Genomic DNA, 16,491 nt, shown 5'->3' on the forward strand with positions numbered 1-16,491 from the left:
TGGCCGCGCATCGCCGGGGAATGTCGCTCCAGTCCTCGTCGCGTGAAGGCGATCTCACTCTCCGACAACTGGCTTGCAATTGTCACTGAGTTGCATTTAATCCTCGTGATGGGACAGGGGGGGCCGCGGGTGATCGCGGTTCATTCGGAGCGAGGAGAGCATGTCCGACATCGTGAACACCGGTGCGCTCGAGGCCGTCGGGCTCGAGCACCGCTATGGCTCGAAGACCGTTCTTCGAGGGCTGAACTTCACCGTGGAGCCCGGGCAGATCTACGCCCTGCTCGGCGGCAACGGCGCGGGCAAGTCGACGACGCTCGGCATCTTCCTGGGCCTGGTACGCCCGACGGCGGGGCGGGCCCGGGTGTGTGGCCAGGAGGTGGCGGCCGATCCCCAGGCCGCGCGGTCGCGCCTGGCCTATGTCCCCGAGAACGTGGCCCTCTACGAGCACCTCAGCGCGCGGGAGAACCTCGACTACTTCCTGACCCTCGCGGGGAGCGAGCAGAGCGCGCCGTCGGACATCGACGCGGCGCTGGAGGCAGTCGGCCTGGCGCACGAGGCGTGGGGCAAGCGCGTGGGCGGGTTCTCCAAGGGCATGCGCCAGAAGGTGGCGATCGCGCTGGCCATCGCCCGGCGCGTGCCCGTGCTGCTCCTGGACGAGCCGACCTCGGGCCTGGATCCACGGGCGACCGGGGACTTCAACCGCCTGCTGGACACGGCCCGCTCCCGGGGGGTCGCCACCCTGATGGTGACGCACGACTTGCTGAGCGCCGCCGAGATCGCCGACCGGATCGGCTTCCTGGCCCAGGGCCGGCTCGAGGAGGAGCTGGCCGCCACCGGCGAGGGACGGTTCGACGTCCGGGCCTTGCATCAGCGCTACGCGCGGGCAGGGGAGGCGGCATGAGCTTCCGACACACGAAAGTGCTCCGGGTGGCCGCCGAGGAGTGGCGCGCCCTGGTGCGCAACCGGGTGGCGGTGATCGCCAGCCTCACGCTCGTGGCCCTGCTGGTGACCTCCGCCCTCCTGGGCCTGGAGCAGCGCGAGGCCACGCGGGCGGCCCGGGCCCGCTACCAGGCCACGGCGGACGAGGCGTTCGACGCCCAGCCGGACCGCCATCCACACCGGATGGTGCACTACGGACAGTTCGTCTTCCGGCCCCTCTCGGCCCTGGCCTTCTTCGATCCGGGAGTGGATGGCTTCACCGGCAACACGGTGTTCCTGGAAGGCCACCGGCAGAACAGCGCCAACTTCAGCGAGGCGCGGCAGTCCTCACTGCTGCTGCGCTTCGGCCAGTTGACGCCGGCCTTCGTGCTGCAGACCCTGGCGCCGCTGCTCATCGTCTTCCTCGCCTTCGGGGCCGTGGCACGCGAGCGCGAGCAGGGGACGCTGCGGCTGCTGCTGGCCCAGGGCCTGCGCCCGTCCGAGCTCGCCGCGGGCAAGCTGTTGGCCCATGCCGGCGGGGTGGCCGCGATCGCCGCGCCGGCGCTCCTGGTGCTGGCGGCCGTGGCGCTCGCGGGCTGGGCGCCCCCCGTGCCCAGCCTGCTGCTGGTGTCCGGCTATCTCGTCTACCTGTTCATCTGGGCGGTGGGGGCCCTGCTCGTGTCGCTGCTGGTCCGGCGCGCCCGGGATGCGATGATCGTCCTGGTCGCGGCCTGGATGGGCGTGGTCATCCTCGCACCCCGGCTGCTTCCCGAGCTCGCGGTGGCGCGCCTCCCCACGCCGACGCGCATCGAGACGGACGTGACGATCCACCGGGAGCTCAAGCGGATCGGCGACAGCCACAATCCAGACGACCCCTACTTCTCCGAGTTCAAGGCGAAGACCCTCGCCCGTTATGGCGTCGACAAGGTCGAGGACCTTCCGGTCCAGTGGGCGGGGCTGGTCGGCATGGAGGGCGAGCGCCTGACGAGCGGGCTGTTCGATCGCCACGCGCGAGACGCCTTCGCCCGCGAGGCGGCGCAGAACCAGCTCGTGCGCCAGCTCGGAGTGCTCAGCCCGCTCATCGCCGTGCGCCAGCTCTCCATGAGTCTGGCCGCCACCGACACCGAGAGCCATCAGGACTTCCTGGAGCAGGTGGAGCGGCACCGCTACGCCTTCGTCCAGGCGCTCAACCTCCTGCAGGTGACGAAGATCCCGAACCAGAACGCCGGAGCGGACCCCCGGATCTCCGCCGAGCATTGGAAGACGCTGCCGGGCTTCACCTACCGGCAGCCGGACGTGCTCCAGCTCGCGGGCGAGCGGATCCAGGCCAACCTCCTGGTGCTGGTCTGCTGGCTGGCGGTCTTGCTCGCCGGCTGCGGCCTCGCCGCCCGGCGCCTGGAGGAGGCCTCGCGATGAGCACCTGGACCGCGGAACTCCGATTGTTGTTCCGGGCGCCGTTGAGCGCCGGCGCGCTCGTGCTGCTCCTGCTCCTGACGACCCTGTCCGTGGCGGCTGGCCTCGCGGCGACCGCCCGGCAGTCCGCCGTCATCGAGCGGGTGGAGGCCACGCAGGGACTGGACCTGGCCTCGGTGACCCAGGAGTACGGCAAGCCCGGCGCGGAGGCGGGCTCCGCCGCCTACTACACCTTCCACCTCACCACGGATCCACCGTCGCCCCTGGCCTTCGCGGCGCTCGGCCAGCGGGACGTGCAGCCCTATGTCCTGCGCGTGCGGCTGTTGGGCCTGCACTCGCAGCTCTACGAGTCCGAGACCCTGAATCCGGAGCTCGCGCTCCCCGGCGCCTTCGACTTCGCCTTCGTGCTGATCTACCTGGCGCCGCTGGTCATCATCGCCCTGATGCACGAGCTGGTGTCGGGCGAGCGGGAGGCGGGACGGCTCCGGCTCCTGGTTTCCCTTCCAGCCTCCGGTCTCGGGGTGTGGGGACGCCGCGGCCTCCTGCGCTACCTGCTGGTCCTGGGTGCCTTGCTCGTCCCGTTCGGGGTGGGCGCCGCGCTCTCCCGGGCTCCGGTGGCGGGGACCCTCGCCATCGCCCTGGCGGCGGCGCTCTATGCCGCGTTCTGGTCGGGACTGGCACTGGGGGTCGCCACGCGGGGCCGGAGTTCGGCGGCCAATGGCGCGGCGTTGATGGCCTGTTGGATCGCGCTGACCCTGCTGGCGCCCGCGCTGGCCAACGCCGTCATCTCCCGCGCCATCCCCGTGGCCCAGGGCGTCGATCTGACCCTGGCCCAGCGCGAGCGGGTGCACCGCGCCTGGGACATTCCCAAGGAGGAGACCTTCCGGCCCTTCTTCGTCAAGCATCCGGAGTGGCGCGACACGACGCCGGTGCTCGGCCGCTTCCATTGGAAGTGGTACTACGCCATGCACGAGGTGGGGGATGACGGGGTCGCCGCCGAGGTCGCGGACTACCGCCAGAGTCTGACGGCCCGCGAGGAATGGGCCACCCGGCTCGGCTGGCTCCTCCCGGCGGCCGCCGTCCAGACGTTCCTCCACCGCGCCGCGGACAGCGACCTGCGGGCGCAGCTGGCCTACCAGCGCGGCATCGAGGCGTTCCACACCCGGCTCCGCGACTTCTACTACCCGTACCTGTTCCACGAGCGGCCGTTCCAGCGGGCCGACTTCGAGCGGCTGCCTCGCCATGAACCCCGGCCATCGAGCGCCTCCCTGCCACTGGCTCCGCTGCTCGGGCTGCTGCTGCTGACGGCGCTCGCCTCTGGCGCCGCCATCCGAGGCGTCCGGGCCCTGTCCTCGTTCGCGGCCCAGGAAGGACGGTGAACCTCAGTGGGAGGTGCGCGTAGCGGCGGAGGCTGCTGGCATGTTCCACGAGGTAGGAACAGAATGAGCGCCTTTGTGACGTGAGGCGAGCGGGTGCGGCGCGCCGCGAAGGAGTGAGGAATTCATGACGGGTCGAGTTCACTCCCGGAGGACGTTGCTCCAGGGCGCGTTGGTGGCCATGGCATTCAACCCCGCGAGCCGGAGCTGGGCCGCCACGCTGGAGCCCGGCTCCGTCCCCCTTCCTCCGCTGGAAGGGGCGCTGCTGATGGACGCGGCGTCGCTCACCGCGGCTGCGGAGGACTTTGGCCACATCGTCCACCGCACGCCCTGGGCTGTGCTCGTCCCGGGCTCGGTGGGAGACATCGTGGCCATGGTCCGCTTCGCGCGCCGCCAGGGCCTGCACATCGCCGCCGCGCGAGGGCTCGGCGAGAGCCACAGCACTTACGGCCAGTCCCAGGTGCCGGCGGGCATCGTCATCGACATGTCCGCGCTTTCGACCATCCACGAGATTGGCGAGTCGAGCGCTTGGGTGGACGCGGGTGTCCGGTGGCGTCAGTTGCTGGAGGCCACGCTTCCTTCCGGCAGGAGCCCTCCGACACTCACCGACTACATCGAGTTGAGCATCGGTGGGACGCTGTCGGTGGGTGGCATTGGTGGGCAGGCGTTTCGCTGGGGTCTCCAGGTGGACAACGTCCTGGAGCTGGATGTCGTCACGGGGGAGGGCGAACTCGTGCGGTGCTCGCCCTCATGCGAGCGGCACCTGTTCGACGCCGTGCGGTCGGGGCTGGGCCAGTTCGGCATCATCGTGCGTGCCCGGGTACGGCTCGTCGAGGTGCCTCCCCGTGCGCGGACCTACACCGCGCTGTACGGCGACCTCCACCGCTTCCTGGACGACCAGCGGTGGCTTATCGAGGACGGCCGTTTCGACTATGTCGAGGGTGCCGTTGTCTCCTCCGCTGGCGGATGGGCCTTCCAACTCGAGGCGGTGAAGTACTTCACCCCTGGCGCCGAGCCGCGGGACGACAGGCTGCTCGCGGGCCTCGGCTTCCAACCCGGGACGCTCCAGGTGACGGACAGCAGCTACTTCGACTTCGCCAACCGACTCGCGCCGTTGGTGGCAATGCTCCAACAGCTCGGTATCTGGGAGTTTCCGCACCCGTGGATGGACATGTTCGTTCCCGCCCGGTCCGCGGCCGCGTTCGTGGAGGAGGTGCTATCGCAGACCACCGAGGCAGACATGGGGCAGGGGCCCATTCTGCTCTACCCCTTCCGCTCAGCAGCGCTCACCGCCCCCTTCCTCCGAGTCCCCACGGATCCGCACGTCTTTCTCTTCTCGCTGCTGCGTACCGCCATTCCGCCGACGCCGGAGAACGTGGCGGCCCTCGTGCGGAAGAACCGCGCCATCTTCGAGCGGCTCACCGCCATGGGCGGAAAGCTGTACCCCGTGGACGCCGTTCCTCTGAGTCGTGCCGACTGGCGCCGCCACCTGCACCCCTATTGGGAGCGCTTCGAGTACGCGAAGCGTCGCTTCGACCCGGCTCGTATCCTCACGCCAGGTCAGGGCATCTTCTGAGTCAGTCCGCCCTTGCGGTGTCCCAGGTCCTCAACGGCACGGGCATGGCCCTGCTGCTGGTGATGCTCGTCTGCTGCTACCTGCGTTTGACCGGACGCTGGTTGCCGCCGTCCGTGGCCCGGTAGGCCGCCACGCTCCCTTCACAAACGCTTGGAGCAGCTCACGAAGGCGCGCTCTCCCTTGCCGAGGTGCGGGAGGCCTGACAACTTCCGGAGTTCTTTGACGCCTTTCCGAGACACCACCTCCGAGGTTTTTTGTCACCATCCCGGGTTATAAGCGCTTACTCCCGCTGATGTGCGGCAAAGGAGAACATCAATGCGTCAATACGCGGTGTCTTGTCTGGTGGCGATGGCGTTGTCCGTGGGGTGCGATGAATCAGGTGCCCCGGTCAATCAGGGCGCGGTGCCTCTCCACGACACGCCCATGGATGTGTATGGCAGAGCGCTCGTTGGCGCGGAGGGGCCCATGCGCTATCGCGACGGCTCGGGCTCCCCCGCGCCTGAAGCTTCCAACTCGTCGCCGGACTCGGCCCTTCGGAGCAGCCTCGTGGGTGTCCAGTTCTCCCTCGGCGCGTACACGAGCCGTCCCGTCGGCAGCTCGCCGGAGGCGGTGGCGATCGGTGATGTCACCTGCGACGGGCGCCCCGATGTCGTCATGACGACGACCTATTATTTCGATGCCGCGAATGATTACCGCGTCTTCGTCTTCCCTCAGCAGGCGGGTGGTGGCCTCGGCGCGCCGGTGTCGTATCCCTACGCGGCCACCGCGACTCGGAATGGAATCGCGCTGGCGGACCTGAACAGGGACGGTTGTCTGGACGTCGTCGTCGGTCACGGGTCGGGGATCAGTGTCCTGCTCGCGGACAAGGCGACAGGTGGCCTCCGGCCCGCCGTCGTGGTCGCCGACCGTGATGCGGACACGCTCGCCGCCACGGACGTGAACCGCGATGGCAAGCTCGACATCATCTCCCTGGGCTGGAGCCGCGGCGCCTCCCTCTTCCACGGCGACGGCACCGGGGCCTTTTCGCGGATCGTCCCGTTCGCCACGAAGGCGGCGGGCTACAATGACCATGAAGTCGGTGACCTGAACGGCGACGGCATCCCGGACCTCGCCGTCATGTCCGGGCAGCTCTACGCCGTGCCGAACCTCTCGGTCCACCTGCATGATGGCACCAGCGCCCTCGGCACGACCCCCAACAGCTACTTCATGGGGCAGAGCGTGCTGACCGGTGGAATTGGACTCGGTGACGTGAACGGCGACGGACGGACCGACGTGGTGTTGTCGAAGCCCGGCAACAGTCCGACGGTCCTGTGGCTCATGGTGCAAGACGCCAACGGCAACCTCGTCGGCCCCACGGCCATCTCGTCCTACGACATCCCCGAGTCCGTCCAGGTCGCGGATATCGACAAGGACGGAGACGACGACGTCGTGGTGCTGCACGGTGGATGGTTCAAGGTGGGCGTCTACCTCCAGGAAGCCGGGGCGTTGCGGCCGGAGATGCTCTATTCCATTCCGTATGCGAGCCATTACGCGCCGCAGGGTCTGGCGCTCGGTGATTTCTCCGGAGACGGCTGCGGTGATATCGCCATCGCGGACTACAACAACGGGCTCGTGACGCTCCACGGCAAGTGCCTGCGCTAGTGCACGAGCGCCCCGGACGGGACCGCCCGCGACGACGGCGATGACCGCGCGCGCGCCGCACCTGATGGGGTGCGTGCGCCACACGCCGAGGTGGAGCGACTGCCGCGAGGTGCTGTTCCGCGCCTTGCCCTCACTCGACCGTGAGAACGATCTTCCCTTGGATGTGCCCTTGGGTGGCGCGCTCATGCGCTTTGCGCGCATTCGCGAGCGGAAACGTGCTGTCAATCGCGATGCGAACCGTGCCGGCGTCCAGCAAGGCTCCGAGATTCGCGAGCTGAGCCCCGTTCGAGCGCACCTGCGTCATCGACACCGTCACACCTCGCTTCGCGGCCTCCTCCGCGTCGGAGAAGCCCAGGTACACCGGAAAGAGAGCGCCGCCAGGCTTGAGGGTGCGCAGGAAACGGCCGGTCGTGGGACCGCCAAGGGTGTCGAGGACGAGATCGACGTCATGCGCGACGTCCTCGGGCGGGCCCTTGGTGTAGTCGATGAACTCGTCGGCGCCGAGATCGCGCAGGAACGCCTCATGCTTGCCCGACGCGACCGCGATGACGTGGGCGCCCTTCCACTTCGCCAGTTGCACCGCGATGTGCCCCACGCCGCCCGCGGCACCATTGATGAGCACGGTCTTGCCGTCGAGAGGTACCGGGCGGTGCCTCTCCGGTTGAAACGGGTTGGCTGCGTCGTGCCCAAGTTCGATCAGGAACTGCCACGCGGTGAGCCCCGCCATCGGGGCACCCGCGGCATGGACGTGCTCAATGGCAGTCGGCTTGAGGGCGAGATCCGACGCGGGCGCGGAGATGTATTCGGCATAGGCGAGGCTGCCCCCGAAGCTGGGAAAACGGATCATGCCGAAAACCTCGTCTCCGACCGAAAAGCCCCGCACGTCCGCGGCGACGGCCTCGACGATGCCGGAGACGTCAGACCCCGGAATGACGGGCAAGGGCACCTGCGGCCGCCAATCGGGCGGCAGCGACTTGTAGCCTTCGCGCAGATACCAGTCGGGGGGATTGATGCCGGTGGCGTGGACGCGGACCCGCACCTCGCCCGGCTTCAGCTCGGGCTTCGGCGCATCCTCGTAACGCAGCACTTCAGGGCCACCGAACTCGTGGAGCCGGATCGCCTTCATCGTTTTCATCGACATTGCTTTCCCCTTCGCGAAAGATGCGCTATTGGATTCGGAGCAGTGCTCCGTATATGTGGAGCACCGCTCCGCTTGTCAAGTCGAGGTCATGCGAGCCGACGCGAAGAAGAACTACGATCAGCTGCTCACCGCCGCGCGCGAAGTCGTCACCGAACAGGGCGCCGACGCGTCGCTGCGCGACATCGCTCGCAGAGCCGGCGTCGGGCTCGGCACGTTGTACCGTCACTTCCCGACGCGAGAGGCGTTGCTGGAAGCCTTGCTCCGCGTGTGCTTCGACGAGCTGACGACGAGGGCAGGCGAACTCGAAACGTCGAGGTCCCCCGGCGACGCCCTCGTGTCGTGGCTGCGCGAAGCCGTGACGGTCTCGCGAAACTATCGCGGAGTGACGGAGTCGATGATGGCCGCCATCGCCGACCCGGACTCTGCTCTCCATGCTTCGTGCGTCACGATGCGCACGGCAGGCGCGCGGCTTCTCGCCCGCGCTCAGGACAAAGGCCTGGCTCGACCCGACATGGACGGCACGGACCTGTTCGCACTGATCGGAGCGCTTGCGTGGCTCGGAGACCAGGCCGCGCTCGCGCAACGCGCCGATCATCTTTTCGGTATCATCGCGAGCGCGATCCTGACGGAGCGAGCAGGGTCCGATCGCGATCGGACGTGAAGCCCGATGGAGCGCGAGTTGGCCCGTGCCCCCTGGAGCAGAGGCTCGCCCGGCTCGTGGCGTGGTACCGGGGTCACGAGGGCTGAGCCTGGCGGAGCATGCCGCCCCCTACGCTGGGTGAACCACGAGGGGAGGTGAGGCAGGCGGCCGAAGGTCGGGATGCCATGACGGCTTGCGCCCAGGTGGCGCGGGTCGTCTTCCTCTCGCTACGCCCCACCTGGGGCGGCATACGATTCGGTGTGCTGGCGCCACGCCTCCCCGAGGAGCGACTCCCGCCACGAGGACACCTCTTCATGTTGGACATCCCGGGTTTCAGGATTCTCGGCACGCTGCGCGCGACGGGTTCGAACGTGCTGTTCCACGCGGTGCGCGAGGCCGATGGCGTCCCCGTCATCCTCAAGACGCCCATGTCCTCCTCGCCCGGCGCCAGGGAGAACGAGCGGTACCGACGGGAGTTCGTCCTCCTGCGGCGACTCCAGGACGTGCGTGGGGTGGCCAGGGCCTATTCCTGTGAGCGCATCCACGAGCGGCCCGTGCTGCTCTTGGAGCGGGTGCAAGGCGAGCCCTTGTCCGAGTCCAGCGGTCAGCCGATGGAGATCTCCCGGTTCCTGAGCCTGGCGCGCTCGTTGGCCTCCACCCTGGCCGAGGTCCACAACCGCGACATCATCCACAAGGACATCAAGCCGTCGAACATCATGCTGGAGCCATCCGGAGAGGCACGGCTCATCGACTTCGGCCTGGCGACGCTGCAACAGGTGGAGCGCCTGGAGGCGGCGCCCGCGCACCTCATCGAAGGGACGCTGGCGTACATGTCGCCAGAGCAGACCGGACGGATGAACCGCGCGGTGGACTACCGCACGGACTTCTATTCCCTGGGCATCACCTTCTATGAGCTGCTCACGGGGCGCAGGCCCTTCCAAGCGAAGGACGCGCTCGAGTGGTTTCACGCGCACCTGGCGCACAACCCGAAGCCGCCCCACGAGTTGAATCCCCAGGTGTCGCCGGCCTTGTCCGCGCTCGTCATGAAGCTGCTGGCCAAGGTGGCCGAGGAGCGCTACCAGAGCGCCGAGGGCTTGAAGGCCGACCTGGAGCGCTGCGACGAGACGTCGAGCCGGAGCACCCAGGAGGTGTTCCCGTTGGGAACCCAGGACGCGCCCCAGCGCTTCCAACTGCCGCAACGGCTCTACGGGCGTGAGACGCAGGTGAGCACCCTGCTCGAGGGCTTCGAGCGGGTGGCGCGCACGGGCCAGCCGGAGTTGCTGCTCATCCGCGGGTACTCGGGCATCGGCAAGTCCTCGGTGGTGCACGAGTTGTACAAGCCCGTGGTGCAGCGGCGCGGGTTCTTCCTGCGTGGCAAGTTCGATCAGTTCCAGCGGGACATTCCCTACACCACCCTGGCGCAGACCCTTCGTGCACTGGTGCAGCAACTGCTCGCGAGGAGCGAGGAAGAACTCGCGAGGTGGCGCGAGCAGGTGAACCGGGCCTGGGAAGGGCAGGGACAGGTGCTGGTGGACCTGGTGCCCCAGTTGGAAGCGCTCGTGGGCCCTCAGCCCGCGCTCCAGGAGTTGCCCGCCAGCGAGGCGCAGCAGCGCTTCTTCCGGGTGGTGCGCCAGTTCGTGTCGGTGTTCTACACGAAGGAGCACCCGGCGGTGGTGTTCCTGGATGACTTGCAGTGGGTGGATCCCTCCAGCCTGTGGCTGCTCGAGCAGATGTTGTCACGGCCGGGGGGCCCCACCGTGTTGTGGCTCGTCGCCTACCGGGACAATGAAGTGAGCCCTTCTCACCCGCTGATGGCGATGTTGGAGAGGGTGCGCGAGGCGGGGGCGCGTCTCACGGACGTCCGGTTGGAGCCGCTGAGCGTGGCGCAGGTGGAGCAACTGGTGGGCGACACGCTCCCGGGAGCGGGCCGGGAGGTGGCCGCCCCCCTGGCGGTGCTGGTGCACGAGAAGACGGGGGGCAACCCCTTCTTCCTGCTGCAATTGCTGGTGACGCTCCACCAGGATGGCTTGATCATGCGCCTGCCGGAGGGCGGGTGGCGATGGGATGCCGAAGGGGTCCGTGCCCGGGGCTACTCGGAGAACATCGTCGACTTCCTGGTGGGCAAGCTGCACCAGCTCCCCCCGGGCACGCAGAATCTGCTGCGGCTGGCGGCGTGCGCGGGCAGCGTCTTCTCGCTCCAGATGTTGGGCATCCTCTCGGAGCTGTCCGAGGTGGAGGAGGTGGAGCAGGGCCTCGAGCCCGCGCTGCGTGAAGGCATGCTGGGGCGCGTGGGGGTGGAGAAGTTCCGCTTCCTGCACGACCGCATCCAGCAGGCGGCGCATTCACTCAGCTCCGAGACGGAGCGCCAGGAGGTGCACCTGCGCATCGGCCGGTTGCTGCTCGCGAGCCTGTCCCCGGAAGAAGTGCGCGAGTCGCTCTTCGAGGTGGTGAGCCAGCTCAACGCCGGGGTGGCGCTGATGGAGGACCCCACCGAGCGCCACCTGCTCGCGCGACTCAACGCCGAGGCGGGCAGGAAGGCCCGGGCCGCGCTCGCGCTGCGCCCCGCTCGCACCTACTTCGCGACGGCCTTCGCGCTCATTCCCGCGGACCCCTGGGAGACGGACTACGCCCTGGCCTTCCAGGTTCGACTGGCCCAGGCGCGCGTGGAGCTCATGAACGGCGACCCCTCCGCGGCACAACGTCTCGGCGAGCCACTCCTCTCCCAGGCACGCACTCGCGCGGACACCGTGGCCGTCTACTTCCTGTGGCAGGAGATCCACCTCGCCACGGGTGAGTTCCTGGAGGGAATGCGCTACCTGCTGGAGTGCCTGTCGTTGCTGGGCATGCCGGTGTCGTCGCATCCCACCTGGGAGGAGGCCGTGGCCGCCCATGAGGAGGTGTGGACCTTGCTGGGGCAGCGTCCCATCGAGAGCCTCATTGAGTTGCCCCCCATGACCGACCCGGACATGAAGCTGGCCGTCGTCGCCCTCTTCATGCTCTTCACCGGCGCCCAATCCACCGACCCCCACCTGCTCATCATCATCATGAGCCGGCTTGTCTCCCTCACCCTGCGCCACGGCTTCGTGGACGCCGCCGTGAACGGGTATGCCTGGTTCGGCATCAGCTCCGGCTGGTTCTTCAATCGCTACCGGGAAGGCTTCGCCTTCGCACGGCTCGCCCTCGGACTCGTCGAGCGCTACAACCTGTCCGCCTTCCGGGGGACGGTGCTGTTCGGCATGCAGTGCAGCAGCTACTGGGTCCAACCCCTCGCCCGAGCGCAGGAAATCGCCCTCGAAGGCCTGAACCATTCGCTTCAAGTGGGTAGCGTCGGGCCCGCCGCCTACAGCAGCGTCTACCTCGTCACCAACCGTCTGGCCATGGGACACCCCCTGGACGAGGTCTACCAGGAGTCGCTCGTGCGCGCCGAGTACCTGCGCAACACGGGCTTCGTGGATCCCCAGGACTGGCTCCTCGTGGGTCAACGCTACGTGCAGCAGCTGCGCGGCCACTCCCTGTCGTTTTCCACCCTGAGCGGGGAGGGCTTCGATGAACGGGCCTACGAGGCGCGGATGACGCCCGAGCGAACAGGCAGCACGCGCTGCCATTACTGGGTCCTCAAGATGCAGTCGCGCTTCATGTGCGGCGCCTACGGGGAAGCCCGTGAAGCCGCGGACCAGATGGCCGGGTTGATGTGGGCCAATTCCGGCTCCCTGGACAATCGCGAGGGCCACTTCTTCCGCGCCCTGACCCTGGCCGCGTGCTTCGAGGAGGCCCCGCCCGAGCAGCAGCGGGAGTGGCTCGAGGCCATCGAGCGGCACCACCAGCAGCTCTCGGAGTGGGCGGAGAATTGCCCGGAGAACTTCCGCGCGCTCGAGCGGCTCGTCTTCGCGGAGCGGGCCCGCCTCGATGGGCGCTCGGAGGCGGCGACGCGGGCCTACGAGGAGGCCATCCGCGTGGCCCGGGAGAACGGGGCCACCCAGTACGTGGGGCTGTCCAGTGAGCTGGCGGCGAGCTTCTGGCGCACGCGCCAGGCACCCATCGTCGCCCACGCCTTCGCGCGAGAAGCCCGGGCGGCCTACCAGCAGTGGGGGGCTCGGGCCAAGGTCCAGCACCTGGAGTCTCAGTGGCCGGAGCTCATGTCCACGCGTGGCTCCCAGGACGCCCTGACCACCAGCAGCACGGACTCCACGCGCCTCGACGCGCTCACGGTGGTCAAGGCGCAGCAGGCCGTTTCAGGCGAGATAGAGCTGGAGCGCCTGGTGACGGCGCTGATGCGGGCGGCGATGGAGAACGCGGGCGCGCAGAAAGGCGCCCTGCTCCTGCCCGGTGGGGAGAACACGCTCTCGGTGGCGGCCCTCTTCCAGACCTCGCCGGAGGGGGCCCTGGTGCCCTTGGACGGGGGCGGCGCCCAGGACTTGCCGTGGACGCTCCTCTCCTATGTCCGGCGCATGCGCGAACACGTGCTCATCGGGGATGCCTCCCAGCCCCATGCGTTCTCCTCCGATGCGTACCTGGCGCGCAGCGCGGCACGCTCGGTGTTGTGTCTGCCGTTGCTGAGGCAGGAGGTGTTCTCCGGGGCGCTGTACCTGGAGAACGACCTGGCCACCAACGCCTTCAGTCCGGCGCGCCTGGCGCTGCTGGGACACCTCGCCTCGCAGGCGGCCATCTCCATCGAGAACGCGCGTTTGTACGCGGACGTGCAGCGCGCCCGGACGGAGCTGCGCCTCGCCAATGACGAGCTGGAGCGGCGGGTGGAAGAGCGCACGCGCGAACTCACGCGAGCCCAGGCGCGCCTGGTGGACACCGCGCGCGAGGTGGGCATGGCGGAGGTGGCCTCCAACGTGCTGCACAACGTGGGCAATGTCCTCACCAGTGCCGTCGTCAACATGGAGGTGATGAGCAAGGCCGTGGGCGCCCTGCGTGTGGGCCGGGTGAGGCAGGCCGGCGCCCTGCTGCTGGCGCACCGGGAGGCCCTGGCGGACTTCCTGACGAAGGATCCGCGGGGTGGCCAGATGCCGGAATACCTGGTGGCGCTCGGCGACGAGATGATGCGCGAGCAGACGCGCCTCATGGAGGACATGGCGATGATGAACCGGCACATCGAGCACATCCGCGCCATCGTCCAGGTGCAGCAGACCTATGCGCGCAACGCGCTGATGACGGAGGAGTGCGAGCTGTCCCAGCTCATCGACGACGCGCTGCGCATCCAGCTGGCGTCCCTACGGCGTCACGGCGTCACCGTTCATCGGGAGGTGTCGGAGCTGCCCCGGGTGAAGATGGACAAACACAAGGTGCTGCAAATCCTCATCAACCTCATCAGCAACGCGAAACAAGCGCTGGACGGAGTGCCCGAGGGCCGGCGCAACCTCTGGGTGAGGCTGGCGGCCGAGGGCAACGTGGCGCGCATCCAGGTGGCGGATGATGGAGTGGGCATCGCGCCGGAGCTGATGGGGAGTCTGTTCACGCACGGCTTCACCACGCGCAAGGACGGCCACGGCTTCGGGCTGCACTCGAGCGCCCTGGCGGCGCAGTTGCTCAAGGGCTGCCTCACCCTGGAGAGCGCGGGCCTCGGCCAGGGCGCCGTGGCCACGCTGGAGCTTCCGCTCGCCTAGGGCCTACCAGCGGCCCTGGACGCGCTGCATGAAGTCGTAGGGGTAGCCCAGCTCCAGGGCGCTCGCCTCGTCCAGGCGCTTGAACTGGGCGTCATCCAACTCGAGCTCCGCCGCCTTCAGGTTGTCGTCGAGCTGCGCCACGGTGCGCGCGCCGAAGATGACCGAGGTGACGGCGCGCTTGCGCAGCAGCCACGCCAGCGACACCTGGGAGGCCGAGGCCTTCAGCTCGGCGGCCACCGCGTCCACGGCGTCCAGGATGCGCCAGTTGCGCGGGGTGTCGAACTGGGTGAACCGGTCCTTCCACTTCGCCAGCCGCGAGGCCTCCGGCGGGGGCTGCCCCTTGCGGTACTTGCCGGACAGGAAGCCGCCCGCCAGCGGGGACCACGGGAGGATGCCCAGGCCGAACTGCTCGCACACCGACACGTGCTCGCGCTCCAGCTCGCGCGCCACCAGGCTGTACTGCGCCTGCAGCGCCACGAAGCGCGAGAGGTTCTGCGTCTTGCTCGTCCACAGGCTGTCCACCAGCCGGTAGGCCGCGTAGTTGCTCGCGCCGATGTAGAGCACCTTGCCCTGGCGCACCAGGTCCTCCAGCGCTCGCAGCGTCTCCTCCTCGGGCGTGTCGATGTCCTGCATGTGCAGCTGGTACAAGTCGATGCGGTCCGTCTTCAGCCGGCGCAGGCTCTGCTCCACCGCGGAGCGCAGGTGGTAGCGCGAAGCGCCCGTGTCGTTGGGGCCCTTGCCCATGCGGAAGCGGAACTTGGTGGCCAGCACCACCTCGTCGCGCCGTTGGGAGCGCTCGAACCAGTTGCCCAGCACGCGCTCGGTGAGGCCGTCGTTGCCGTACACGTTCGCGGTGTCCCAGAAGTTGATCCCCGCCTCGAGCGCGCGATCCATGATGGCGAAGGACGTCTTCTCGTCGGCCCCCACGGCGTGCATCATCGAGCCCTCGGACGCCTCGCCGAACGTCATCGTCCCCAGGCACAGGCTCGACACCTTCAGCCCGCTGTGTCCCAGCTTGCGGTACTCCATCGTGCGCCTCCGTGTCTCAACAGAACTCGTGGAGCGCAGCCCTTAGCAGCACGAAGCCCGTGCTGTCTCTGCCGTGCGGCGGGACCGGGACGTATTGCTTCTCTCCCGAGGACTGGACGTGATCCTGAGCCAGCAGGAAGGCGAGGCACCGGGCGCGCCCTCGGGGGACCCTGGCACGCGCGCGGCTCCACTCCCAGGTTCCTCCCAGGAGGAAACCATGGGCGAGGCGCAGATGACCCGAGCGCTGCGGGAGCTCGTCTCCCTGCATGCGCCGACGCACTCCGAACTGCTGCTGGATGAAGCCGTCCAGGCTGCCTGGCGCCAGCCCCCGAGCCGCGCCGGAGGCCCTCCGCCAGGCGAGCTCATGGATCGCCTGCGCGAGCAGCTCCGGGGCGAGCTCGTCGCCTTCCACCAGCGCCTGCCCGTGCGCCCCTATGAGGGGGTCGACGTGTCACCCACGCCCGGCTGCTCGCTGTGGCTCGTGGGCATCCCCCTCACGCTTTTTCCCAAGCGAGACCAGGGCTTCTCGCGGGTGGAGTGCATCGTGGACTTCCGCGCCGAGGCAGCCACGTGGGACGCCTTGCGCGTGGTGAAGCTCCTGCCGGAGGAGCGCACTCAGGTGATGGCGAAGGCCGAACTCGGCGGCGAGCTGCAGTTCGAGGCGAGCGCCAAGGTGGGGCTTCGTCTGCCGGTGTCCCCCTCGATGCTCGCCGACGAGGTGGGCGCGCGGCTCTACGCGAAGGGGCAGGTGGGGCCCTTCGTCTACGAGGCCAGCCGTATGTGCGTGGAGACGGAAATCCTCCAGGGCACGGGCGCGCGCTGGCGCCTGGATGACACCTCGTCGTCGGAACGCGTCGGGGCGGAGAGCCACCAACTCGCCGTGGTGCTGGAGGTTCGCTCGGGGGCGCCGCGCATCGACGCCGCTGGCTACCTCCAGGCGTACAGCGATGTCCACTGGCTCACGCAGACGGTGGGCAGCTTCTGGATGAACCTCAAGGGGGCCCTGCGCGGCTTCTTCCACAGCGGCATTCCCGTGGAGGCCTATGGAGAGTGGAGCGACGTCCTGCCGCGCGGGTTGTGGGAGCAAGCCCGAGGCGGGCCCGGGCCCGAGCCCGCGCCGCCTCCCGGGCCCTGAGCCCTCTCCA

Annotated in this window: 10 protein-coding genes; 8 read left to right on the forward strand and 2 right to left on the reverse strand. The window is 68.8% G+C overall.

Annotated features, from left to right (window positions below; genetic code table 11):
* Positions 1-160 precede the first annotated feature (160 nt).
* The 5 genes from D187_RS40355 (at position 161) to D187_RS40375 (ending at position 6,924) form a co-directional block, all read left to right on the forward strand.
* Positions 161-901, forward strand: coding sequence for an ABC transporter ATP-binding protein (locus D187_RS40355; RefSeq protein WP_002626105.1), 741 nt, complete (start codon positions 161-163; stop codon positions 899-901).
* Positions 898-2,334, forward strand: a complete 1,437-nt coding sequence (locus D187_RS40360; RefSeq protein ID WP_020918606.1) for an ABC transporter permease — start codon at positions 898-900, stop codon at positions 2,332-2,334. Before D187_RS40355 ends, D187_RS40360 begins: the two co-directional genes overlap by 4 nt.
* Positions 2,331-3,710 (forward strand): DUF3526 domain-containing protein, encoded by a 1,380-nt coding sequence (locus D187_RS40365; RefSeq protein ID WP_002626107.1) that lies wholly within the window; start codon positions 2,331-2,333, stop codon positions 3,708-3,710. Before D187_RS40360 ends, D187_RS40365 begins: the two co-directional genes overlap by 4 nt.
* A 124-nt stretch (positions 3,711-3,834) precedes the next feature.
* Positions 3,835-5,283: an FAD-binding protein gene (locus tag D187_RS40370; RefSeq protein ID WP_002626108.1), complete on the forward strand. Its 1,449-nt coding sequence runs from the start codon at positions 3,835-3,837 to the stop codon at positions 5,281-5,283.
* 315 nt (positions 5,284-5,598) lie between these two features.
* Positions 5,599-6,924 (forward strand): FG-GAP repeat domain-containing protein, encoded by a 1,326-nt coding sequence (locus tag D187_RS40375; protein ID WP_002626109.1) that lies wholly within the window; start codon positions 5,599-5,601, stop codon positions 6,922-6,924.
* Between the two features lie 130 nt (positions 6,925-7,054).
* On the opposite strand, the gene D187_RS40380 is transcribed toward D187_RS40375, so the two are convergent.
* Complete coding sequence (locus tag D187_RS40380; protein WP_211241634.1) at positions 7,055-8,059, reverse strand: NADP-dependent oxidoreductase; 1,005 nt, start codon at positions 8,057-8,059, stop codon at positions 7,055-7,057.
* A 94-nt stretch (positions 8,060-8,153) separates the two neighbouring features.
* Between D187_RS40380 and D187_RS40385 the strand changes: the two genes are divergently transcribed.
* Both D187_RS40385 and D187_RS40390 read left to right on the forward strand, forming a co-directional pair.
* Complete coding sequence (locus tag D187_RS40385) at positions 8,154-8,726, forward strand: TetR/AcrR family transcriptional regulator (RefSeq protein ID WP_002626111.1); 573 nt, start codon at positions 8,154-8,156, stop codon at positions 8,724-8,726.
* Positions 8,727-9,019: 293 nt separating this feature from the next.
* Entirely contained in the window at positions 9,020-14,317 is a 5,298-nt protein-coding gene (locus D187_RS40390; RefSeq protein WP_020918608.1) for a trifunctional serine/threonine-protein kinase/ATP-binding protein/sensor histidine kinase, read from the forward strand.
* 3 nt (positions 14,318-14,320) lie between these two features.
* Here the strand turns inward: D187_RS40390 and D187_RS40395 are convergent, their stop codons facing one another.
* Positions 14,321-15,346 (reverse strand): aldo/keto reductase, encoded by a 1,026-nt coding sequence (locus tag D187_RS40395; protein WP_002626113.1) that lies wholly within the window; start codon positions 15,344-15,346, stop codon positions 14,321-14,323.
* Positions 15,347-15,563: 217 nt separating this feature from the next.
* Here D187_RS40395 and D187_RS40405 point away from each other — a divergent pair, with 217 nt between their 5' ends.
* Entirely contained in the window at positions 15,564-16,481 is a 918-nt protein-coding gene (locus D187_RS40405) for a hypothetical protein (RefSeq protein WP_155893941.1), read from the forward strand.
* Positions 16,482-16,491 lie beyond the last annotated feature (10 nt).

Origin of the sequence: Cystobacter fuscus DSM 2262, from assembly GCF_000335475.2 — a bacterium.
Taxonomy (GTDB): domain Bacteria; phylum Myxococcota; class Myxococcia; order Myxococcales; family Myxococcaceae; genus Cystobacter; species Cystobacter fuscus.

Excerpts from the sequence above, each read along its gene's own strand:
- D187_RS40360 (WP_020918606.1), top strand. The coding sequence starts at position 898 with ATGAGCTTCCGACACACGAAAGTGCTCCGGGTGGCCGCCGAGGAGTGG.
- D187_RS40375 (WP_002626109.1), top strand. The coding sequence starts at position 5,599 with ATGCGTCAATACGCGGTGTCTTGTCTGGTGGCGATGGCGTTGTCCGTG.
- D187_RS40395 (WP_002626113.1), bottom strand. The coding sequence starts at position 15,346 with ATGGAGTACCGCAAGCTGGGACACAGCGGGCTGAAGGTGTCGAGCCTG.
- D187_RS40365 (WP_002626107.1), top strand. The coding sequence starts at position 2,331 with ATGAGCACCTGGACCGCGGAACTCCGATTGTTGTTCCGGGCGCCGTTG.
- D187_RS40390 (WP_020918608.1), top strand. The coding sequence starts at position 9,020 with ATGTTGGACATCCCGGGTTTCAGGATTCTCGGCACGCTGCGCGCGACG.
- D187_RS40370 (WP_002626108.1), top strand. The coding sequence starts at position 3,835 with ATGACGGGTCGAGTTCACTCCCGGAGGACGTTGCTCCAGGGCGCGTTG.
- D187_RS40385 (WP_002626111.1), top strand. The coding sequence starts at position 8,154 with ATGCGAGCCGACGCGAAGAAGAACTACGATCAGCTGCTCACCGCCGCG.
- D187_RS40405 (WP_155893941.1), top strand. The coding sequence starts at position 15,564 with ATGGGCGAGGCGCAGATGACCCGAGCGCTGCGGGAGCTCGTCTCCCTG.
- D187_RS40355 (WP_002626105.1), top strand. The coding sequence starts at position 161 with ATGTCCGACATCGTGAACACCGGTGCGCTCGAGGCCGTCGGGCTCGAG.
- D187_RS40380 (WP_211241634.1), bottom strand. The coding sequence starts at position 8,059 with ATGAAAACGATGAAGGCGATCCGGCTCCACGAGTTCGGTGGCCCTGAA.